The organism is Pseudomonas sp. NPDC088322, assembly GCF_044740745.1.
Taxonomy (GTDB): Bacteria; Pseudomonadota; Gammaproteobacteria; order Pseudomonadales; family Pseudomonadaceae; genus Aquipseudomonas; species Aquipseudomonas shirazensis.
This window is the reverse complement of sequence record NZ_JBIURK010000004.1, coordinates 547,979-567,472: the sequence shown is the minus strand read 5'-3', so window position 1 is coordinate 567,472 and position 19,494 is coordinate 547,979. Positions and strand designations below refer to the sequence as shown.

At 62.6% G+C, this 19,494-nt stretch carries 19 protein-coding genes; 11 read left to right on the top strand and 8 right to left on the bottom strand.

All coding sequences use genetic code 11. From position 1 onward, the window contains the following. Nucleotides 1–4 precede the first annotated feature (4 nt). The 4 genes from ACIOAU_RS13370 (at nt 5) to ACIOAU_RS13355 (ending at nt 4,834) form a co-directional block, all read left to right on the top strand. Nucleotides 5–1,540, top strand: coding sequence for an inactive transglutaminase family protein (locus ACIOAU_RS13370; protein WP_101321024.1), 1,536 nt, complete (start codon nt 5–7; stop codon nt 1,538–1,540). Further along, nucleotides 1,540–2,523, top strand: coding sequence for an alpha-L-glutamate ligase-like protein (locus ACIOAU_RS13365; protein WP_101321026.1), 984 nt, complete (start codon nt 1,540–1,542; stop codon nt 2,521–2,523). The genes ACIOAU_RS13370 and ACIOAU_RS13365 overlap by 1 nt, the downstream gene beginning before the upstream one ends. 132 nt (nt 2,524–2,655) lie before the next feature. Then, nucleotides 2,656–3,999 carry an aminodeoxychorismate synthase component I gene (pabB, locus tag ACIOAU_RS13360; RefSeq protein WP_181108129.1) on the top strand — a complete coding sequence of 448 codons (1,344 nt, stop codon included), beginning with the start codon at nt 2,656–2,658 and terminating at the stop codon, nt 3,997–3,999. Nucleotides 4,000–4,099: 100 nt separating this feature from the next. Continuing rightward, entirely contained in the window at nt 4,100–4,834 is a 735-nt protein-coding gene (locus ACIOAU_RS13355) for a phosphoadenylyl-sulfate reductase (protein WP_101321028.1), read from the top strand. A gap of 48 nt (nt 4,835–4,882) precedes the next feature. Here ACIOAU_RS13355 and cysB read toward each other — a convergent pair whose 3' ends face one another. Together cysB and ACIOAU_RS13345 are read right to left on the bottom strand one after the other, a co-directional pair. Continuing rightward, nucleotides 4,883–5,857 carry an HTH-type transcriptional regulator CysB gene (gene cysB / locus ACIOAU_RS13350; protein WP_101321031.1) on the bottom strand — a complete coding sequence of 325 codons (975 nt, stop codon included), beginning with the start codon at nt 5,855–5,857 and terminating at the stop codon, nt 4,883–4,885. A gap of 127 nt (nt 5,858–5,984) precedes the next feature. After that, entirely contained in the window at nt 5,985–6,482 is a 498-nt protein-coding gene (locus tag ACIOAU_RS13345; RefSeq protein ID WP_103437954.1) for a universal stress protein, read from the bottom strand. Nucleotides 6,483–6,767: 285 nt separating this feature from the next. Between ACIOAU_RS13345 and ACIOAU_RS13340 the strand changes: the two genes are divergently transcribed. Next, on the top strand, nt 6,768–7,844 hold the full coding sequence (locus ACIOAU_RS13340; protein ID WP_401182433.1) for a 3-deoxy-7-phosphoheptulonate synthase: 1,077 nt from the start codon (nt 6,768–6,770) through the stop codon (nt 7,842–7,844). 57 nt (nt 7,845–7,901) lie between these two features. On the opposite strand, the gene ACIOAU_RS13335 is transcribed toward ACIOAU_RS13340, so the two are convergent. Continuing rightward, nucleotides 7,902–8,183 carry a GNAT family N-acetyltransferase gene (locus ACIOAU_RS13335; RefSeq protein WP_101321037.1) on the bottom strand — a complete coding sequence of 94 codons (282 nt, stop codon included), beginning with the start codon at nt 8,181–8,183 and terminating at the stop codon, nt 7,902–7,904. Nucleotides 8,184–8,690: 507 nt separating this feature from the next. Between ACIOAU_RS13335 and oprI the strand changes: the two genes are divergently transcribed. Next, nucleotides 8,691–8,942, top strand: coding sequence for an outer membrane lipoprotei OprI (gene oprI / locus ACIOAU_RS13330; RefSeq protein WP_003259780.1), 252 nt, complete (start codon nt 8,691–8,693; stop codon nt 8,940–8,942). Between the two features lie 136 nt (nt 8,943–9,078). Here oprI and ACIOAU_RS13325 read toward each other — a convergent pair whose 3' ends face one another. The 3 genes from ACIOAU_RS13325 to ACIOAU_RS13315 all read right to left on the bottom strand — a co-directional run bounded on the left by ACIOAU_RS13325 (nt 9,079) and on the right by ACIOAU_RS13315 (nt 11,127). Beyond that, on the bottom strand, nt 9,079–10,056 hold the full coding sequence (locus ACIOAU_RS13325; protein ID WP_101321039.1) for a L,D-transpeptidase family protein: 978 nt from the start codon (nt 10,054–10,056) through the stop codon (nt 9,079–9,081). Between the two features lie 125 nt (nt 10,057–10,181). Continuing rightward, on the bottom strand, nt 10,182–10,463 hold the full coding sequence (locus tag ACIOAU_RS13320; RefSeq protein ID WP_101321041.1) for a hypothetical protein: 282 nt from the start codon (nt 10,461–10,463) through the stop codon (nt 10,182–10,184). A 58-nt stretch (nt 10,464–10,521) separates the two neighbouring features. Continuing rightward, on the bottom strand, nt 10,522–11,127 hold the full coding sequence (locus ACIOAU_RS13315) for an arylesterase (RefSeq protein ID WP_178080780.1): 606 nt from the start codon (nt 11,125–11,127) through the stop codon (nt 10,522–10,524). Between the two features lie 10 nt (nt 11,128–11,137). Between ACIOAU_RS13315 and ACIOAU_RS13310 the strand changes: the two genes are divergently transcribed. The 3 genes from ACIOAU_RS13310 (at nt 11,138) to greB (ending at nt 14,974) form a co-directional block, all read left to right on the top strand. Then, a complete protein-coding gene (locus tag ACIOAU_RS13310; protein WP_103437957.1) occupies nt 11,138–11,821 on the top strand; it encodes an ABC transporter ATP-binding protein in 684 nt (227 codons plus the stop codon). Further along, complete coding sequence (locus ACIOAU_RS13305; RefSeq protein ID WP_401182428.1) at nt 11,821–14,328, top strand: ABC transporter permease; 2,508 nt, start codon at nt 11,821–11,823, stop codon at nt 14,326–14,328. Before ACIOAU_RS13310 ends, ACIOAU_RS13305 begins: the two co-directional genes overlap by 1 nt. A 169-nt stretch (nt 14,329–14,497) precedes the next feature. Continuing rightward, nucleotides 14,498–14,974 carry a transcription elongation factor GreB gene (gene greB / locus ACIOAU_RS13300; RefSeq protein ID WP_101321050.1) on the top strand — a complete coding sequence of 159 codons (477 nt, stop codon included), beginning with the start codon at nt 14,498–14,500 and terminating at the stop codon, nt 14,972–14,974. Between the two features lie 32 nt (nt 14,975–15,006). Here the strand turns inward: greB and ACIOAU_RS13295 are convergent, their stop codons facing one another. Beyond that, the gene (locus tag ACIOAU_RS13295) at nt 15,007–15,315 is read right to left on the bottom strand and encodes a hypothetical protein (RefSeq protein ID WP_101321052.1); all 309 of its coding nucleotides are present in this window, start codon (nt 15,313–15,315) and stop codon (nt 15,007–15,009) included. Between the two features lie 206 nt (nt 15,316–15,521). Further along, nucleotides 15,522–16,931 (bottom strand): transglycosylase SLT domain-containing protein, encoded by a 1,410-nt coding sequence (locus tag ACIOAU_RS13290; RefSeq protein WP_150569843.1) that lies wholly within the window; start codon nt 16,929–16,931, stop codon nt 15,522–15,524. A 148-nt stretch (nt 16,932–17,079) separates the two neighbouring features. On the opposite strand from ACIOAU_RS13290, the gene ACIOAU_RS13285 reads away from it, so the two are divergent. Together ACIOAU_RS13285 and ACIOAU_RS13280 are read left to right on the top strand one after the other, a co-directional pair. After that, the gene (locus ACIOAU_RS13285; protein WP_150572407.1) at nt 17,080–17,889 is read left to right on the top strand and encodes a TatD family hydrolase; all 810 of its coding nucleotides are present in this window, start codon (nt 17,080–17,082) and stop codon (nt 17,887–17,889) included. A gap of 108 nt (nt 17,890–17,997) precedes the next feature. Further along, nucleotides 17,998–19,476, top strand: a complete 1,479-nt coding sequence (locus ACIOAU_RS13280; RefSeq protein ID WP_150572406.1) for a methyl-accepting chemotaxis protein — start codon at nt 17,998–18,000, stop codon at nt 19,474–19,476. The last annotated feature ends 18 nt before the right edge of the window (nt 19,477–19,494 follow it).

Genomic DNA, 19,494 nt, shown 5'->3' with positions numbered 1-19,494 from the left:
CCCGATGCGCTCTCTCACCCTTCACCTCAAAGTCCTCATCACCGTGCTGGTGTTGCTGGGCGTGGCGGTCACGGCCTATCAGATCTTCTTCCTCGGCATCCCGATGACCGAAGACGAAACCGACGACTTGTGGAACATCGACGCCAAGGTCGAGTTCGTCGCCAGTGCCAAGGATCCAGTCAAGGTGCAGATGTTCGTGCCGCCGCTGAGCCGCGATTACGTCAGCCTCAACGAGAGCTTCATCTCCAACAACTACGGCGTCAGCGTCAACCGCGCCGATGGCAACCGCAAGGTGACCTGGTCGGCGCGCCGCGCCAATGGCAATCAGACCCTGTACTACCGCCTGGTGCTGACCAAGCGCTACAGCAACGAGAAGATCGCCATCAAAGGCCCGACCTTCCGTGACAGCAAAGCTGTCGAGGGGCCTGAGAAGATTGCTGCCGAAGCGTTGATGGCGCCGATTCGCCAGCACTCGGCCGACGTCGAAACCTTTGTCGGCGAGACCATCAAGCGGGTCAACAACCTCAACGACGACAACGTCAAGCTGCTGTTGGCCGGCGACACCTCGGCCATGAACAAGGCCAAGGTCATCGACCTGCTGCTGTCCATCGCCCACGTACCGATGGAAAAGGTCCACACCATTCGCCTGATTGCCGACACCCCGCAATCGCCTGAACTGTGGCTGCGCAGCTTCAACGGCAACGACTGGCTGTACTTCAACCCGGACACCGGCGAGCAAGGCCTGCCCAGCGATCGCCTGCTGTGGTGGACCGGCGATGACAACCTGATCACCGTCGATGGCGGCAAGAAGGCCAACGTCACCTTCAGCATGAACAACAGCGAGATGAATGCCATCCGCCTGGCCAAGCTGACCGACGAAAACACCGACGCCGACTTCCTCGAATACTCGCTGTACAGCCTGCCGCTGCAAACCCAGCAGACCTTCATGATCATGGTCATGATCCCGATTGGCGTGCTGGTGATCCTGGTGCTGCGCAACCTGATCGGCCTCCAGACCCTGGGTACCTTTACCCCGGTGCTGATCGCCCTGGCCTTCCGCGAGACTCAGCTGGGCTTCGGCATCATCCTGTTTACCGTGATTACCGCCCTGGGCCTGTCGTTGCGCTCATACCTTGAGCACCTCAAGTTGCAGATGCTGCCGCGGCTGTCGGTGGTGCTGACCTTTGTCGTGGTATTGATCGCTGCCATCAGCCTGTTCAGCCACAAGCTGGGGCTTGAGCGCGGCCTGTCGGTGGCGCTGTTCCCGATGGTGATTTTGACCATGACTATCGAACGCCTGTCGATTACCTGGGAAGAACGTGGCGGTGGCCATGCCATGAAAGTTGCCATCGGCACCCTGTTCGCCGCCTCGCTGGCGCACCTGCTGATGATGGTGCCGGAGCTGGTGTACTTCGTCTTCACCTTCCCTGCGGTGCTGTTGATTCTGGTGGGCTTCATGCTGGCGATGGGTCGCTACCGCGGCTACCGCCTGACCGAGCTGGTGCGCTTCAAGGCATTCCTGAAGAAGGCTGACGCCTGATGTTCGGACTGATCAAGACGTGGAAAGCCCTGGAGGCCCGGGGCATCATGGGTATCAATCGGCGCAACGCGGACTACGTCCTCAAGTACAACAAGCGCAACCTGTACCCGATCGTCGACGACAAGATCATCACCAAGGAACGCGCCATCGCGGCCGGCATCCATGTGCCGGAAATGTATGGCGTGATCGAGACCGAAAAGCAGATCGACAAGCTGCACGAGATCATCGGCGGGCGTAGTGACTTCGTCATCAAGCCCGCTCAGGGCGCGGGCGGTGACGGCATCCTGGTCATCGCCGACCGCTTCGAGGACCGCTACCGCACAGTGTCGGGCAAGATCATGAGCCACGAGGAAATCGAACACCAGGTGTCGAGCATCCTCACGGGCTTGTACTCGCTTGGCGGCCACCGTGACCGGGCGCTGATCGAGTACCGGGTAACGCCGGACCAGATCTTCAAGAGCATCAGTTACGAAGGCGTGCCTGACATCCGCATCATCGTCCTGATGGGCTACCCGGTGATGGCCATGCTGCGCCTGCCTACCCGCCAGTCGGGCGGCAAGGCCAACCTGCACCAGGGCGCCATCGGCGTCGGTGTCGACCTCGCCACCGGCGTCACCCTGCGCGGTACCTGGCTGAACAACATCATCAGCAAGCACCCGGACACCACCAACTCGGTAGACGGCGTGCAGCTGCCCAACTGGGACGGTTTCATGAAGCTCGCCGCCGGCTGCTACGAGCTGTGCGGGCTGGGTTACATCGGCGTCGACATGGTGCTGGATCAGGACAAGGGGCCGTTGATTCTCGAGCTCAACGCCCGCCCGGGCCTGAATATCCAGATCGCCAACGACTGCGGCCTGACCCAGCGTACCCATGCCATCGAAGCGCATATCGAAGCGCTGGCCAAAGACGGCATCAGCGAAGATGCCGAGCAGCGCGTGCGGGTTGCGCAAAGCTTGTTTGGCCACGTCCCTTCGCACAACTGAGTAGTGCCTGCGCATGGGGCTGCGAGCAGCTCCACTGCGCTACCCAGGCTGCGGATGTCGCAGCCGGGACTAGGCCGCTCGGCATCAGCAGCCTACAATCGCCTCCTCGTTTTTTCAGCGCTGTTCATTCGCATGCCGACCTGTACGCTTCACCCCCTGCCCTATCAGGCCGACCCGGCCGTGTGGTTCGCTCGCCTGCGCCAGGCGCCGGGCGCGATCCTGCTGGACAGCGCCCGCCCCGGTGCTGAGCGCGGCCGCTACGATCTGCTCAGCGCCTGGCCAGTCGAGCAGCTGCAAATCCAAGCCGATGAAGATGGCCGGGCGTATCTGCAACGGCTGCGCGCCAGCCTCAGCCGGCTAGGCCGCGCCGAGCTGCCGGACGACGTCGAACTGCCCTTCGCTGGCGGCCTGATCGGCTACCTCAGCTATGATTTTGGCCGCCGCCTCGAGCAGCTACCGAACCAGGCTCGCGACGACCTCGGCCTGGCTGACGCGCAACTGGGTTTGTACGCCTGGGCCTTGGTCAGCGATCACCTGCTGGGCACCAGCCAACTGGTGTTTCATCCAAGCCTTGCGCCAGGCGAGCAGCAGCGGCTGATCGCGCTGTTCAGCACCGCGGCCGAGGCTGCGCCCGGCACGTTCAGCCTGCTCGCGCCGATGCGCGGCGATCTGCAGCCCGACGACTATCGCCAGGCGTTTGATCGCGTGCAGCAGTACATCAAAGCCGGCGACTGCTACCAGATCAACCTGACCCAACGTTTTCGTGCGCCCTGCCAGGGTGACCCGTGGGCCGCTTATCAAGCGCTGCGCAAGGCTTGCCCTACGCCGTTCTCTGGCTACCAGCAGTTGGCAGATGGCAGTGCCCTGCTGAGCTTCTCGCCGGAACGGTTTGTGCGAGTGAGCCAGGGCGAAGTGGAAACCCGCCCGATCAAGGGCACCCGGCCGCGCTCCAGCGACCCGACGGAAGACGCACGCAACGCCGCCGAGCTGCTTGCCAGCAGCAAGGACCGCTCAGAGAATCTGATGATCGTCGACTTGCTGCGCAACGACCTGGGGCGCACCTGCGAGACCGGCACGGTCAAGGTACCCGAGCTGTTCAGCCTGGAGAGCTACCCCAACGTGCACCACCTGGTCAGCAGCATCACTGGCCGCCTGGCCGCAGGCAAGGACTCGCTCGACCTGCTCGGCGATAGTTTCCCTGGCGGCTCGATCACTGGCGCACCGAAGATCCGCGCCATGCAGATCATCGACGAACTGGAACCCACCCGCCGCGCACTGTACTGCGGCTCGCTGCTGTACATCGATGTACGCGGCGAAATGGACAGCTCGATCGCCATTCGCAGCGTGCTGATCAAGGATGGTCAGGCCTGCTGCTGGGGCGGCGGCGCGGTGGTGGCGGACTCGCACTGGGAGGCGGAATACGAAGAATCGATCGCCAAGGTGCGGGTATTGCTGCAGACCCTGCAAAGGCTCTGAGCTGCGGCGCGGGGCATCACAAGCAGTCCGTCCTGCCAATTTTTGTTACCATTTGCCGATTACGAGCGCACAGCGCCATAAACCCGATGGAAACCGCCTGATGAGCCAAGCCTTCGACGTTGCCACCCTGGCTGCAAGTTACGCCAGCAAGTCCCCCCAGGACATTCTCAAACTCGCCTTCGAGCACTTTGGCGATGACCTGTGGATCTCTTTCAGCGGCGCCGAAGACGTGGTGCTGGTGGACATGGCCTGGAAGCTCAACAAGCAGGTCAAGGTGTTCAGCCTGGATACCGGTCGGCTGCACCCGGAGACCTACCGCTTTATCGATCAGGTCCGCGAGCAGTACAACCTGCCGATCGAAATCCTCAGCCCCGACCGGGCCAAGCTCGAGCCGCTGGTCAAAGAGAAAGGCCTGTTCAGTTTCTACAAGGACGGCCATGGCGAGTGCTGCGGGATTCGCAAGATCGAACCGCTGCGCCGCAAGCTGGCCACAGTCAGCGCCTGGGCCACTGGCCAGCGTCGCGACCAGAGCCCTGGCACCCGCAGCCAGGTTGCCGCACTGGAAATCGACACCGCGTTTTCAACGCCCGAGCACACTCTGTACAAGTTCAATCCGCTGGCGCAGATGAGCAGTGAAGAAGTGTGGGGTTATATTCGCATGCTCGAGCTGCCGTACAACAGCCTGCATGAGCGCGGCTTCATCAGCATTGGTTGCGAGCCGTGCACACGGCCGGTACTGCCCAACCAGCATGAGCGCGAAGGCCGCTGGTGGTGGGAAGAGGCAACGCAGAAGGAGTGCGGGTTGCATGCGGGGAATATCATTTCCAAGGCGTAGTGCACGGCGCCTGGATCGGGGCTGCTTGGCAGCCCCTGATAGCGCAGATCAATGCACCGGCAGCTCAACCCCGTTGAACAGCTCTTCAAGCTCTTGCTTGTTATGGCACTGAATCGCCTTGGCCATCACTTCACGGGTCAGGTGCGGGGCGAACTTCTCGATGAAGTCGCACATGAAGCCACGCAGGAAGGTCCCGCGGCGGAAACCGATCTTGGTCACGCTGGCTTCGAACAGCTCGCTGGCATCCAGTGCCACCAGGTCGCTGTCGAGCTTGGCATCGACCGCCATGCCAGCCACGATGCCCACACCCAACCCCAGGCGCACGTAAGTCTTGATCACGTCGGCATCGGCTGCGGTGAACACCACTTTCGGGGTGAGGCCGCGATGGTTGAACGCCTCGTCCAGCTTGGAGCGGCCAGTGAATCCAAACACGTAGGTCACGATCGGGTATTCGGCAACCGCTTCCAGGGTCAGCTTCGGCAGCTTGGCCAGCGGATGTCCCTGCGGCACCACCACGCAGCGGTTCCACTTGTAGCAAGGCATCATGATCAGATCGCCGAACAGCTCCAGCGCCTCGGTGGCGATGGCGAAATCGACGGTACCGTCAGCGGCCATTTCAGCGATCTGCATCGGCGAGCCCTGGTGCATGTGCAGGGACACATCCGGATATTGCTTGATGAAGCTGCTGATCACCGGCGGCAGCGCGTAACGCGCCTGGGTGTGGGTCGTGGCGATCGACAGCGTGCCCTTCTTCTCGTTGGAGAATTCCTGAGCGATCTGCTTGATGCTTTCAACCTTGCGCAGGATCTCGCCAGCGGTGTTGATGATGCGCTCGCCGGCTGGAGTAACGCGGGTCAGGTGCTTGCCGCTGCGTGCAAAAACTTCGACGCCCAACTCATCCTCGAGCAGACGGATCTGCTTGCTGATCCCCGGCTGCGAGGTATACAGGCTCTGCGCTGTTGCGGAGACGTTGAGGTCGTGGTGCGCCACTTCCCAGATGTAGCGCAGTTGTTGAAGCTTCATAGGTTTCCCTCGGTTCTGCGGTAAGTCACCAGCAGCAGGCAGCGACGATATATAACTATATTAGTGGCTAATGTAATAAATCTAGAACTATTTTGTTACATGAGCAGGAAATGTCCTACGCCGCATTTCACAATTTCCTACGCCCCAGATGCTGGGCCAGAGGCACCATGTAGACCGGCACCGACGACAACTGCAACAGCCGCACCGCTGTGCGTCCGATGGGCACATCGACCCCTGCCCCGTGGGTATGGCTGCCGAAGATCAGCAGGTCAACGCTCAAGCGCTGGGCCTGCTCGAGAATGACCTGCGCAGGGTCGCCCTGACGCACCCTGACCGCTTGAATCACCGCCAGGTCGGCGTCCTCGCCGAGCTCCTCACGAAAACTGGCCAGCACCTTCTGCTCGATGTTGGCCATGACCGTGTTGACGCCCTGACTGTGCAACTGATCCAGGGTTTGCTCATCCAGATAACTCTGTAGCAACGACTCGGCAAACTGGCCCATCGGCTCGACTGCATGAATCACATAAAGCTGCGCATTGAAGGTTCGCGCCAGCGCCAGGGCATGCTGCATGACAAACGGCGCATAAACCCCAAGGTCAGTGGCGTACAGCATGGAACGAATCATTCGGCCTCCTGCCCTGCCGCCAAGGCAGAGCAACTTCAGCTTAGCAGCGCCGCGCCCGGACGCCGTGCCGTCCAGCTACGCCGCTGCCATAGTTGCCCGCGCATGCCGCTATCTTGTGGCACCAGCTGTCATCTGATTGCACTCGCACCCTTTATTACCTGGGCTCAGCCCATTGTCGCGCCCCCTGTAACGCGCTAAGGTTCGGCCTCCCCGCTGCGAACAATCTGCTGCTGGGCCGCACGGGGATTGTTGGCGGCCGGCACCCGTGACCTGACGAGTAACACGATGGCTGATTTACCGATCGATGACCTAAACGTTGCCTCCAACGAGACCTTGATCACCCCTGATCAGCTCAAGAAGGAAATCCCTCTCAGCGCCAAGGCCCTGCAGACCGTTACTGCCGGCCGCGAAGTGGTGCGCAATATTCTCGACGGCAAGGACCACCGCCTGTTCGTGGTGATCGGCCCCTGCTCGATTCACGACATCAAAGCCGCCCACGAATACGCCGAACGCCTCAAGGTGCTCGCTGCTGAAGTCTCCGACACCTTGTACCTGGTGATGCGCGTGTACTTCGAGAAGCCGCGTACCACTGTCGGCTGGAAAGGCCTGATCAACGACCCGTACCTGGATGACTCGTTCAAGATCCAGGATGGCCTGCACATTGGCCGCAAGCTGCTGCTGGACCTCGCGGAAATGGGCCTGCCAACGGCTACCGAAGCGCTCGACCCGATCTCGCCGCAGTACCTGCAGGATTTGATCAGCTGGTCGGCGATCGGCGCACGCACCACCGAATCCCAGACCCACCGCGAAATGGCCTCGGGCCTGTCTTCGGCAGTCGGCTTCAAGAACGGCACCGATGGCGGCCTGACCGTGGCCATCAACGCCCTGCAGTCGGTCTCCAAGCCGCACCGCTTCCTTGGCATCAACCAGGAAGGCGGCGTGTCCATCGTCACCACCAAAGGCAACGCCTATGGTCACGTGGTGCTGCGTGGTGGCAATGGCAAGCCCAACTACGACTCGGTCAGCGTTGCGCTGTGCGAGCAGGATCTGGCCAAGGCCAAGATCAAGGCCAATATCATGGTCGACTGCAGCCACGCCAACTCCAACAAGGACCCGGGACTGCAGCCACTGGTCATGGAAAACGTCGCCAACCAGATCCTTGAGGGCAACCAGTCGATCATCGGCCTGATGGTCGAGAGCCACCTGAACTGGGGCTGCCAGTCAATTCCCAAAGACCTCGCCGACCTGCAGTACGGTGTTTCGGTGACCGACTCGTGCATTGACTGGAGCGCGACCGAGAAGGCCGTGCGCAGCATGCACAGCAAGCTCAAGGATGTGCTGCCGCAGCGTAAACGCGGCTGACGCCAGACAGCAAAACGCCGGGCATTGCCCGGCGTTTTTGTGTCCGCAGTCAGCGACTCAAGCCTTGCTCGAGTGGCGCTGCTGACGCTCCATGTAGCGCTCGACATACGAGCAGGACGGGATGACCGTATAGCCCATCTGTTCGGCATACTGCAGTGCCTGCTGGGTCAGCGCCGCTGCGATACCGCGACCGCGCAGGGCGTTGGGTACGAAGGTACGGTAGATATCCAGCGTTTGCTTACCCAGATCCATGTAGGTGAGGTAGGCACGATGACCGTCCACATTGGTCTCGAACTGATGACCGGCCTGGTCATGGTGGATGGTCAGCGCTTCGCTCATCACTACTCCTCGCAGGTCTCGTCGGCAGACCCATACCTTACCCGATTGATGTATCCGGCGGAGAAACTCTACGCCCCCTCATGCCCCCTTCGACCACAGGGTTCCCTGCACGTTCGGCATTTCTGGCACCTACAAATAGTAGGCGCCCGTGGCAGGATTGCTCAAGTTTTCAGCGCGCTTAGTCAGCGATGAGCAAACAGCGGTACACACCGCTGGCCCACTCACAAGAGCATCCGGATGATGTTCTGGTATGACGCTGAAAGACCGCTGAAGTCACCTTTAGTTCAACAAAAAAGTTCTGGTGCTACAAGTGCTTGCATGCGCCGGCGGCCATATTGGGGAAAACCCCGAGATGCGCCGCCAAGCCCCTATAAAGCGGCATTTTTTTCACAGTTCTTGCGCTCCGTCAGTTTACTTACTACAAGTAATGGGTACTATGTACGCCGGCCAGTTTCTCTTTTTTGAGAGATGGCTCTTTTGACTAGAAGATCCTTGAAGGGGAACACGATGAACAACGTTCTGAAATTCTCTGCTCTCGCCCTGGCCGCTGTTCTGGCTACCGGTTGCAGCAGCGTATCCAAAGAAACCGAAGCTCGCCTGACTGCTACCGAAGACGCAGCCGCTCGCGCTCAAGCCCGTGCCGATGAAGCCTACCGTAAGGCTGACGACGCTCTGGCTGCTGCTCAGAAGGCTCAGCAAACTGCTGACGAAGCCAATGAGCGCGCTCTGCGTATGCTGGACAAAGCCAGCCGCAAGTAATAATCCTCACGGATTGTTGTGAAGCCGACCCACTCGTGGGTCGGCTTTTTTATTGCCCAGGTTTTTCTGGGGAAACAAAAGTCTCAGGCAACAAAAAGACCTGCACGCGGCAGGCCTTCGGGCAACGCACTACGAGTTACTGCAGCTCTTCGGGAATGCTCGACACCATCGGTGCGCCAGCCTGCCCTGCCACCGGCACGGCAATTTCCACCGGCATGCCATCTTCGGCGGCGACAACATCGCGAACCATGTCCCAGTTCATGCGCAGGTTGTTGGCCAGGTCTTCGCGCTTGAGCAGGGCATTGATCACTGCGGTGTGCTTGTCGACCACCGACGGATCACCATGATCATCCAGCGGCGTGTGCGCTTCCAGATACACCTTGCCGGCACTAACACCGAACTTGTACGGCTCGTTGATGATGCGCACCGGGGTACCCACCGGAACCATCTTCGACAGCTCCAGCACATTGTTGTTGAACATGCGGAAGCAACCGTGGCTGGTGCGCATGCCAATGCCGAACTTCTTGTTGGAACCGTGGATCAGGTAACCCGGCACGCCCAGGGTGAACTTGAACGGACCAAGCGGGTTATCTGGCCCGGCCGGCACCACGGTTGGCAGAATGTCGCCATCGGCGGCATGCTCGGCGCGGATCGAGGCCGGCGGCGTCCAGGTCGGGTTCGGCGTCTTGGCGGTGATCTTGGTGTTGGCGATCGGCGAGCCCCAGCCTTCGCGACCGATACCCAGCGGATAGGTATGCACCACGTTCTGCCCTTTCGGGTAGTAGTACAGGCGATATTCGGCCAGGTTGATCACCACCCCTTCACGGGGGCCAGGCGGCAGCACATAACGCGTAGGCAGGATGATCTCGGTGCCGGCACCCGGCAGCCACGGGTCGACACCCGGGTTGGCCGCGATCATCTCGAGGTAGCCGAGGTCGTTGGCGGTGCCGATGTCGGCGAAGGTGTCTTCGTACTTGGCTTTGATGGTCTGCACCTGACCAACGACGTCCTCACCAGGCGGCGGCAGCGGCAGTTCCAGCGCGCAGGCGGGGCCCGCTACCAGCAGGGCAGCCAGGGACAGGCGACGGGTGACGGCGGGAATGCGCGGCAACATCCGGAGAATCCTTCGAAGGTAGATCAAGACGGTCGATTGTACACCCGCCCCGGCGCAAGCGGGAGACGGGCAGTGGCTGCATACATTTCAGATGATGAAAGGCTGCTACGGTTCCACGCGGCCTTTCACAGCTGTGGCCAGACGGGACGAGTTCCGCGCCGCTGAGCATCGAGGATGGCCCGGCACAATGTACACAGGCGGTTATCGCGCTGGATCGAGCGCGGCACCACCGACCAGCGCGGCTGAGCCGGCAGTAAACCACCACACAGGGTGCGGTCTACCGGCGCGCCCAACTCAAGTTGGCGAGCTACCAGGTGCACGCGGACTTCCTGACACGCGAACAGGTCCAGCTGATCATCAGGCTCGATCAGTTGATAGGCATACAGGGACCAGGCAGGACGCGGCATCGGGGGGTCTCGAAACGGGGGGCGCAACATTATCCGAAAGCGGCCCCCGTTTAAAGCGTCACAGCAAGGGTTTTATCACCGGCCAGGCATTTTCCAGCAGACGCTCCTGCGCGGCCTGCGCCGGATGAATGCCATCTGCCTGCATCAGCTCGGGTACCCCGCCCACGCCTTCAAGAAAGAACGGCACCAACGGCACCTTTTTATCAGCACCCAACTCTTCGAACACCTGGGCAAAGGCCGTGGTGTAGCGCAGGCCGTAATTGGGCGGCAAGCGCATGCCCAACAGCACCACCTTGGCCCCGCTGGCCTGGGAACGCTCGATCATCGACGCAAGATTTTGTTTCAATTGCGCTGGGGGCTGCCCACGCAGGCCATCGTTGCCGCCCAACTCGATGATCACCAGCTCTGGCTTGTGCGCTGCGAGCAGCGCTGGTAGCCGCGCCTGGCCGCCTGCGCTGGTATCGCCACTGATCGACGCATTGACCACTTTGGCGTCGTTGCCCTGGGCCTCGAGCCGCTGCTGCAACAGGGAAACCCAACCCTGGCGGGTATCCAGGCCAAAACCGGCACTGATACTATCGCCGACAACCAGCAGTGTCCCCGCCGTCGCGCTCTGAGCCAGGCAACACAAGGCCAGACCCGCACTCAACCACCACGCTCGCATTGGATTCTCCATGGATCAAAGCATTCTCGTTGCGCAGAACCTTAGCAAAGTGGTCCCCAGCACGGAAGGCGACCTGACCATCCTGCACGCGTTGGACCTGGATCTGGCCAAAGGCGACAGCCTGGCCATCGTCGGTGCGTCCGGTTCGGGCAAATCCACCCTGCTCGGCTTGCTCGCCGGCCTCGACCGGCCCAGCGCAGGCAACGTAATCCTGGCCGGGCAGGATCTCGGCCCGCTGGATGAAGACCAGCGCGCGCGAGTACGGGCCGAGCACGTCGGCTTTGTGTTCCAGTCGTTCCAGTTGCTCGACAGCCTCAACGCGCTGGAGAACGTCATGCTGCCGCTGGAGCTCGATGGCCGTCGTGATGCCCGCGAGGTGGCACGCAGCCTGCTCGAGCGGGTCGGCCTGGGCCAGCGCCTGACCCACACCCCGCGCCAGCTTTCCGGCGGCGAACAGCAACGGGTGGCGATTGCCCGCGCGTTCGCCGCGCAGCCGGCGGTGCTGTTCGCCGACGAGCCAACCGGCAATCTCGACAGCCACACCGGCGAACGCATCAGCGACCTGCTGTTCGAACTGAACAAGGAGCGCGGCACCACCCTGGTGCTGGTCACCCATGACGAGCGTCTGGCCAAACGTTGCCGCCGCCTGATCCGCCTGGACGCTGGCCGTCTGGTCGCGCCCCTGGAGCCGTGATGAGACGATTGTCGTTGCTGCGCCTGTGCAGCCTGGCCCTGCGCCAGCTGCTGCGCGATGTTCGCGCCAGTGAAGTGCGTGTGCTGTTCTTCGCCCTGCTGGTGGCAGTGGCGGCAAGCACCGCCATCGGCTACTTCGGCGCCCGCCTCAACGGCGCCATGCAACTGCGCGCCAGCGAATTCCTCGGCGCCGACCTGGTCTTGCAAGGCAGCTCGGCGGCAAGCGATCCGCAGATCAGTGCCGGCACAGAGCTGGGCTTGCGCCATGCGCGGGTCGTGGAGTTCACCAGCGTGGTCGGCACCGACGCCGGTATCCAGCTGTCGAGCATCAAAGCCGCTGATGCCGCCTACCCACTGCGCGGCGAACTGCGCAGCGCCGCCGCGCCGTTTGCCGAAGAACGCCCAGGCGGCGGCCCGGCGCCTGGCGAGGCCTGGGTCGAACCGCGCCTGCTGGTAGCCTTGGGCCTGGCCATGGGTGACAGCATCGACGTCGGCATGAAGAGCTTGCGCATCAGCCGGGTACTGACCTACGAGCCCGACCGCGCCAACAACTTCTACAGCCTGACGCCGCGGGTGCTGATCAACTTCGACGACCTGCAGGCCACTGGCGTGATCCAGCCTGGCAGCCGAGTGACCTACCGCGACCTGTGGCGTGGCGAGGCCGAGACGCTGAGCCGCTATCGCCAGACCGTGGAGCCAACCCTGGCGGCCAACCAGAGCCTGCGCGACACCCGCGATGGCAATCGCCAGATCGGCGGCGCACTGGGCAAGGCCGAGCGGTATCTGAACATGGCCAGCCTGGTCGCGGTGTTGCTCGCTGGGGTAGCCGTGGCGCTGTCGGCCAGCCGTTATGCCGCACGCCGCCTCGACGCCAGCGCCCTGCTGCGCTGCCTGGGCTTGTCCAGGCGCCAGGCCTTGGGCCTGTACTGTGTGCAACTGGCAGCCCTGGGCCTGGTGGCGGCATTGGCCGGGGCGGTTATTGGCTGGCTGGCACAGCTGGGCTTGTTCCGCCTGCTGGATGGGCTGATGCCGAGCACCATCCCGCCGGGTGGCCTCACTCCAGCGTTGGCCGGTATCGCCACCGGGCTGGTGGCACTGGCCGGCTTCGCCTTGCCGCCGCTGGCCGCGCTGGGCCGAGTGCCACCGCTGCGAGTATTGCGCCGTGACCTGCTGCCCGTGCCAGCCAGCAGTTGGCTGGTGTATGGCACAGCGCTGTTCGCCCTTGGCCTGATCATGTGGCGGCTGAGCCTGGACCTGTTGCTGACCTTTGCCCTGCTCGGTGGCGGCCTGATTGCCGCCCTGCTCCTCGGCGGCCTGCTCTTGCTCGGCCTGCGCAGTCTGCGCCGCTTGCTGGCCGGTGCGCCGCTGACCTGGCGACTGGGCCTTGGCCAGTTGCTGCGTCACCCGTTGGCCGCTGCCGGCCAGGCGCTGGCGTTCGGCCTGATCTTGCTGGCGATGGGCCTGGTCGCGCTGCTGCGGGCCGAGTTGCTGGACAACTGGCAAGCGCAGCTGCCAAAGGATGCGCCGAATCATTTCGCCCTGAATATCCTGCCGGATGACCGCGAGCCGTTCGCCCAGCGTCTGCGTGAAGCAAACGCCATCTCCGCGCCGTTGTACCCGGTCATCCCCGGCCGGCTGACCCATATCAACGATGAGCCGGTGCGCCAGCTGGTGAGCAAGGAGTCCACCGGCGAACGCGCTGTGCAGCGCGACCTGAGCCTGACCTGGGCGGCCGATCTGCCGCAGGGTAATGCGCTGGTCAGCGGTGAGTGGTGGCAGGCAGCCCCAGCGAGTGACGGCATCCCCGGGGTATCGGTGGAAACCGAACTGGCTGCCAGCCTGCACCTCAAACTCGGCGACCTGCTCAACTTCGACATTGCCGGCCAGCAACGCCAGGCCCGCGTCAGCAGCCTGCGCAGCGTGCACTGGGACAGCTTCCAGCCAAACTTCTACATGATCTTCCAGCCGGGCACCCTGCAAGGCCTGCCTACCACCTACCTGACCAGCTTCTATCTGGCCCCAGGGCATGATCAGGAAGTGGTGGCGCTATCACGTGCGTTCCCGGCAGCCAGCATCCTCCAGGTAGACGCCCTGCTCGAACAGCTGCGCAGTATCCTCGCCCAGGTCACCCTGGCGGTCGAATACGTGCTGCTGTTCGTGCTCGCAGCAGGCCTGGCAGTGCTGTTCGCCGGGCTGCAGGCCACCCTTGATGAGCGCATCCGCCAAGGCGCATTGCTGCGTGCACTGGGCGCCGGTCGGCCATTGCTGGTGCGGGCGCGACGGATCGAGTTCGGCCTGCTCGGCGCCGCCAGCGGTGTGCTCGCGGCAGTGGGCTGCGAGTTGATCAGCTGGGCGCTGTATCGCTACGCCTTCGATCTGCAGTGGGGCCCACATCCATGGCTGCTGTTGCTGCCGTTGATTGGCGCCCTGCTAGTTGGCGGTGCTGGGGTGTTTGGTACTCGCCGGGCGCTGAATGCGAGCCCGCTGACAGTGCTGCGCGAGGGCTGACGAGAAGCGCTCGACACCCGGTGTGACCGAGGCCAGCCTTGCGTGCTAGCCTCGGCTCCGTGACTGTTGGGCGTCTGCCCAATTCTGTATTGAATTCGACGTTTGCACGCCTGGCAACGCTAGCCTTGCCTTGTGCAAGCAGTCAGCTCGACCGTGCTTGGAGTCAGCATTGCCAACCAACATCATCACCCGCGCAGGCCATACTGCGCTGAAAGCAGAGCTGGATCATCTGTGGCAAACCTATCGCCCGGAAATCACGCAAAAGGTCGCCTGGGCGGCATCGCTTGGCGATCGCAGTGAAAACGCCGATTACCAGTACAACAAGAAGCTGCTGCGCGAAATCGACCGCAGAATCCGCTACCTGCGCAAGCGTCTGGAGGATATCCGCGTTGTCGACTATGCCCCCGAACAAGAGGGCAAAGTGTTCTTCGGTGCCTGGGTAGAAATTGACAACGAGGCCGGCGAGGTCAAACGCTTCAGAGTGGTCGGCTACGACGAAATTTACGGACGTAACGACTACATCTCCATCGACTCACCGATGGCGCGGGCGCTGTTGAAGAAGTCGGAAGGAGACGAGGTGATCGTGCAAACGCCGACCGGCGAAGCGGTGTGGTTCATTGCCAGTATCGAATATGAGGTGGGATGACGATTTGGGGGCTGTTCTGCAGCCCCACTCGCTCAACGCCGGGTAATCAACCCCTGCCGAGCAATCCGCGTCAGGTGACCGATCACCTCGCCGGCCTCCTCCGCCGTAGGCGACTGAATTACTGCCAGATCAAAACGATCACTTCCGTACTGCTTGAGCAAGGCACAGGTTTCAGCGAACTGGATCAGAAACGCGCGAGCCTGGCCCTTGCGCCGCGAAAAGCCGTCAAGGTGGCGCAACAAGGTAGGTTGGTGCTGACCGCTGAGTAGAATGCGCGGGGTGCGCGATACCTGGCCGGCAGGCAGAGGGGTCAGACAGACACTGGTACGTGGACAACTCATGGAGTAATTCTCCGCCTCGCGAATCCCGCTGGGCTGCGGTGGGAGGCGTCACCGAACCAGCGTTTTAGCGGTATTTCAGAGTGCCCTGGCATGGGGCTGCCTCCTGCGCCCCGCAAGTAGCTGTTTAAATCGGCGCAAGGGTTATGCTAGAGCTACACGCGACAACTTACAAGCTGTACGTGTAGTCCTTGTGACAGCCAGATTGCTCAACGCCTGGCGACGCGCTCGAGGCTGGCGCGCTCGCGATTGAAGGCGAGGAAGTACTTGTTGACGCTGTTGACGAAATTGACCGGGCCCATGCCGACCTGCTCCATGGCGATGCGCTCGGTCTGGAAGAACCACTGATTACCATTGAGCCCGCGCCTGCGCGCTTCGGCACGCATCGCCTGGACCCGCTCCGGGCCGAGGTTGTACGCCGCCAGCACAAACGCCATGCGCTCGCGCTCGTTGAGCTGGGGGCTGGCGAAAAACTTGCGACGGATCAACGCCAGATATCGCGCGCTGGCCTGGACATTGCCATCCACGTTCGCCGTGTTGCTCACCCCTACCCGCTGCGCCGCCGACGGCGTGATCTGCATCAGCCCATGGGCGCCGCCGACGCCGCGCGCGGCGGGATTGAGGGTCGATTCCTTGAACGCCAGCGCGGCCAGATTGAGCCAGTCGATCTGCTGCGCCTCGCCGTGCTTCTGCAACACCCCACGCACCGCCTGCAAGCGCTGGCGCTCCTGGCGGGCCAGCGGATTGTGCACGCGGTACTGGCGCCGGTAGATACGCTCGAATGCGGCGTCCTGGTTTTCCGGGGCGCGGTAGCCGGCCAGAAAGCGGTCGACAGTTGCCAGCAACTGATCAGCGCCTTTACCGACGTACCAGCGCACAGCCTGCGGTTGGCCGATCTGTACCTTGCTGTCGACGCGCAGCCGCGGCATCACCCGCGCCCAGCGCAGCGCGATCGGCCGCTCCACCACGGTCAGGTGATAGATGCCGGCCTGGACCATCTCCAGCACATCCTCGACCGCCAGCGTTGGGTCTACCCATTCGATCTTGATCGGTGCGCGCTTGCGCAATGCCAGCTGCTGATTGATAGCCTGGATCGCAGCGCCCGCACCGCTGGCGGTGGTCAGGGCGATGGTGCGCCCGGACAACTGCTCGACCCGACTGAAGCTGCGCTCGCCCTTGCGTCCAACCAGCAGCAGCGGCACCTTGTCCAGCACTGGCGCACTCACCCCGACGCCACTGACCTGGGCCGGGTCGAGCAGCTCGCCCGGCGCTGCCAGGTCACCCTCCCCGCGCTGCAAGGCGCCGAGCAGTTGCTCCTTGGCCCGCGGGATCAATTTGACTTGAATCAGATCACCCTGGCGTTCGCGGCCATTGAGAAAATGCTCCAGCGCGCGCAGCCGATGGTATTCGATGCCGACCGGCTCGCCCTTGATTTCCCCGGAGCTGTTGCGGCTCTGGTTGACCAGCACCCGCAGTACCTTGCTGCTGCGCACCTGCGCCAGATCGCGCGGCTGCTTGCTGGTTGAGCTGGCCTGCGCCGGCCCGGACACTGCCGCATGCGCGGCGGCCGCCGTGAGCAGGCTGAACATCAGCGAAACAATCAGCAGGAATCGCTGCATCGGCAAACATGTCCATGGTGTGGGAAGAGGCCTCTGCGGCGGCGCCAGCAGAGACTGAAAGACCTTGGCAATCCATTGAAGTTCTTGGCTTTTTCGCGATGTTCGGGGGATTTGCTATGCTGGCCGCCCCGCAGCACGAGGTAGCACCATGCAACTGATCGATATCGGCGTCAACCTGACCAACAACAGCTTTCACGGCAAAGAGGCTGACATCGTCGAGCGCGCGCAGCAGGCAGGCGTCGTGCAAATGGTCGTGACCGGTACCAGCCTGGAAGGCAGCGAACAGGCGCTGGAGCTGTGCCAGCAACTGGATGAACCGGGGCATCGACTGTTCACCACCGCTGGCGTGCACCCTCACGACGCCAAGAGCTGGGGTGTCGACAGCGAGCGGCAACTGCGCCACCTGCTCGCTCAGTCTCGGGTAAAGGCAGTCGGCGAGTGCGGTCTGGACTTCAATCGCGATTTCTCGCCGCGGCCTGAGCAGGAGAAAGCCCTGCACGCACATCTGGCCCTGGCAGTAGAAACCCAGCTGCCGGTGTTTTTGCATGAGCGCGATGCCAGCGAGCGCCTGCTGGCGATCCTGAAGGACTACCGTGACCAGTTACCAGCCGCCGTGGTGCATTGCTTCACCGGCGAGCGCGCGGCGCTGTTCGCCTATCTCGATCTGGACCTGCACATCGGCATCACTGGCTGGATCTGTGACGAGCGCCGTGGCACGCACCTGCATCCCTTGGTCAGCAGCATCCCCGTGGGTCGCCTGATGCTCGAGAGCGATGCACCGTACCTGCTGCCGCGCAGCTTGCGGCCGAAACCGAAAAGCGGCCGCAACGAGCCTGCGTTCTTGCCCGAGGTGCTGCGTGAGGTCGCCTTGCACCGCGGCGAGAGCCTGGAATACACGGCAAGGCACACCACCGAGTGCGCGCGCCAGTTCTTCGCCCTGGCGCCGGCAGAGGCATAAGTCGACCGGGATTCGTTGACACACATCAAGACTCACTCTGAAGCAATCGGAAACAATGATGGCACCTTGCCAATACTGTTTCCGCTCAACTCAGAGAAGACCTATACGATGGGTGCCTGGCTTAGCAATATTTCCTTGAAGTACAAATTCTGGGCCGTCAACGCAGTGGCCTTTGTCACCACCCTGCTGCTGGTGCTGTACGCCGTGCAGCTCGAGCAGCAGGCCCGGGCCGAAGGTGCGCGAGCAACCGCCCAGGCGCAGGCTCGTCTGCTTGCGGCCTGGCCGGCCGGGCAAGCGCTGCCTGAAATGGCCAACCTGATCAGCTGGCAAGCCGGGCAAACGCCAAGTTTCGCCGGCCAACCACTGCCCGCGCTGAACAACGCCCAGGGCTGGGTCGAGCTGGCCAATCGCTCGCTATTGGGTGACAACCCGCTGCGCGGCGCTCAGGTCGTGAGCCATGGCCAACAGCAACTGGCGCTGCTGGCGCACTCGCCAAGCCTGCGCCAGGTGTTTATTGATCGCTTCGCCAATTACGCGGTGTGCGTGATGGTACTGATGCTGGCCATGCTCGGTGCGTCGCAGCTGCTGATCCGCTTTCTGCTCAGCCAGCTCAACACGCTCAAGGACGTCATGCTCCACGTCGAGAAGACCGGCGACCTGTCGGCGCGTGTGCCGCTGGCCTGCGGCGATGAGGTCGGGCAAATGGCCGGCGCGTTCAACGCCATGCAGTCGACCTATCACCGGGTAGTCAGCACCGTAGCGCGCACTGCAGCGCAACTCGACTCCGGCGCCGCGCGCCTGGCAGCGAGCATGAGCGATGTACGCCACGGCATGCTCGGCCAGCAAAGCGAGACTGACCAGGCCGCTACCGCCATCAACGAAATGACCGCGACTGTGCACCACATCGCCCAACATGCCGGTGCCACCCGTGATTTGTCGCAAACTGCGGACAACCTTGCCGGCAGCGGGCAGGCAGTTGTCGGTCGCGTGCAGGATTCAATTTCCGGGCTGTCCAGCGGCGTGCAGCAGACCGCCGAAATGATCCGTCAGCTGGCGGAAGACAGCCAGAAGATCAACGGCGTAGTTGGGGTGATTCATAGTATTGCCGAGCAAACCAATCTGCTTGCCCTGAACGCCGCCATCGAAGCGGCGCGGGCGGGCGATCTGGGCCGTGGTTTTGCCGTGGTCGCCGACGAGGTGCGCAACCTGGCCAAGCGGGTACAGAGCTCCACCGACGAAATCACCGACATGGTCTGCGCCCTGCAGTCCGGCACCCGCGATGCGGTGGAGTTCATGCAAGAGAGTTCATACAAGGCCGATGACTGCGTCAAGCAAGCCCGCGAGGCCGGTGAGTCGCTGGCGGAGATCACCAGCGCGGTTGCGCAGATGCGCGAGAGCAACACCCAGATTGCCGTGGCTGCCGAACAGCAAAGCCAGGTGGCCGAAGAAATGAACCGCGCGGTGGTAAGCATCCGCGATGTCACCGAGCAGACCGTGCAGCAGACCGTCGGCTCGGCGACCACCAGCAGCGAGCTGGCAACCCTCGCCGGTGAGCTGAACAAGGCGATCGGTCAGCTCAAGCTATAGTCACCATAGCCAGCTTCG

Excerpts from the sequence above, each read along its gene's own strand:
- ACIOAU_RS13370 (WP_101321024.1), top strand. The coding sequence starts at position 5 with ATGCGCTCTCTCACCCTTCACCTCAAAGTCCTCATCACCGTGCTGGTG.
- ACIOAU_RS13365 (WP_101321026.1), top strand. The coding sequence starts at position 1,540 with ATGTTCGGACTGATCAAGACGTGGAAAGCCCTGGAGGCCCGGGGCATC.
- pabB (WP_181108129.1), top strand. The coding sequence starts at position 2,656 with ATGCCGACCTGTACGCTTCACCCCCTGCCCTATCAGGCCGACCCGGCC.
- ACIOAU_RS13355 (WP_101321028.1), top strand. The coding sequence starts at position 4,100 with ATGAGCCAAGCCTTCGACGTTGCCACCCTGGCTGCAAGTTACGCCAGC.
- cysB (WP_101321031.1), bottom strand. The coding sequence starts at position 5,857 with ATGAAGCTTCAACAACTGCGCTACATCTGGGAAGTGGCGCACCACGAC.
- ACIOAU_RS13345 (WP_103437954.1), bottom strand. The coding sequence starts at position 6,482 with ATGATTCGTTCCATGCTGTACGCCACTGACCTTGGGGTTTATGCGCCG.
- ACIOAU_RS13340 (WP_401182433.1), top strand. The coding sequence starts at position 6,768 with ATGGCTGATTTACCGATCGATGACCTAAACGTTGCCTCCAACGAGACC.
- ACIOAU_RS13335 (WP_101321037.1), bottom strand. The coding sequence starts at position 8,183 with ATGAGCGAAGCGCTGACCATCCACCATGACCAGGCCGGTCATCAGTTC.
- oprI (WP_003259780.1), top strand. The coding sequence starts at position 8,691 with ATGAACAACGTTCTGAAATTCTCTGCTCTCGCCCTGGCCGCTGTTCTG.
- ACIOAU_RS13325 (WP_101321039.1), bottom strand. The coding sequence starts at position 10,056 with ATGTTGCCGCGCATTCCCGCCGTCACCCGTCGCCTGTCCCTGGCTGCC.
- ACIOAU_RS13320 (WP_101321041.1), bottom strand. The coding sequence starts at position 10,463 with ATGCCGCGTCCTGCCTGGTCCCTGTATGCCTATCAACTGATCGAGCCT.
- ACIOAU_RS13315 (WP_178080780.1), bottom strand. The coding sequence starts at position 11,127 with ATGCGAGCGTGGTGGTTGAGTGCGGGTCTGGCCTTGTGTTGCCTGGCT.
- ACIOAU_RS13310 (WP_103437957.1), top strand. The coding sequence starts at position 11,138 with ATGGATCAAAGCATTCTCGTTGCGCAGAACCTTAGCAAAGTGGTCCCC.
- ACIOAU_RS13305 (WP_401182428.1), top strand. The coding sequence starts at position 11,821 with ATGAGACGATTGTCGTTGCTGCGCCTGTGCAGCCTGGCCCTGCGCCAG.
- ACIOAU_RS13295 (WP_101321052.1), bottom strand. The coding sequence starts at position 15,315 with ATGAGTTGTCCACGTACCAGTGTCTGTCTGACCCCTCTGCCTGCCGGC.
- ACIOAU_RS13290 (WP_150569843.1), bottom strand. The coding sequence starts at position 16,931 with ATGCAGCGATTCCTGCTGATTGTTTCGCTGATGTTCAGCCTGCTCACG.
- ACIOAU_RS13285 (WP_150572407.1), top strand. The coding sequence starts at position 17,080 with ATGCAACTGATCGATATCGGCGTCAACCTGACCAACAACAGCTTTCAC.
- ACIOAU_RS13280 (WP_150572406.1), top strand. The coding sequence starts at position 17,998 with ATGGGTGCCTGGCTTAGCAATATTTCCTTGAAGTACAAATTCTGGGCC.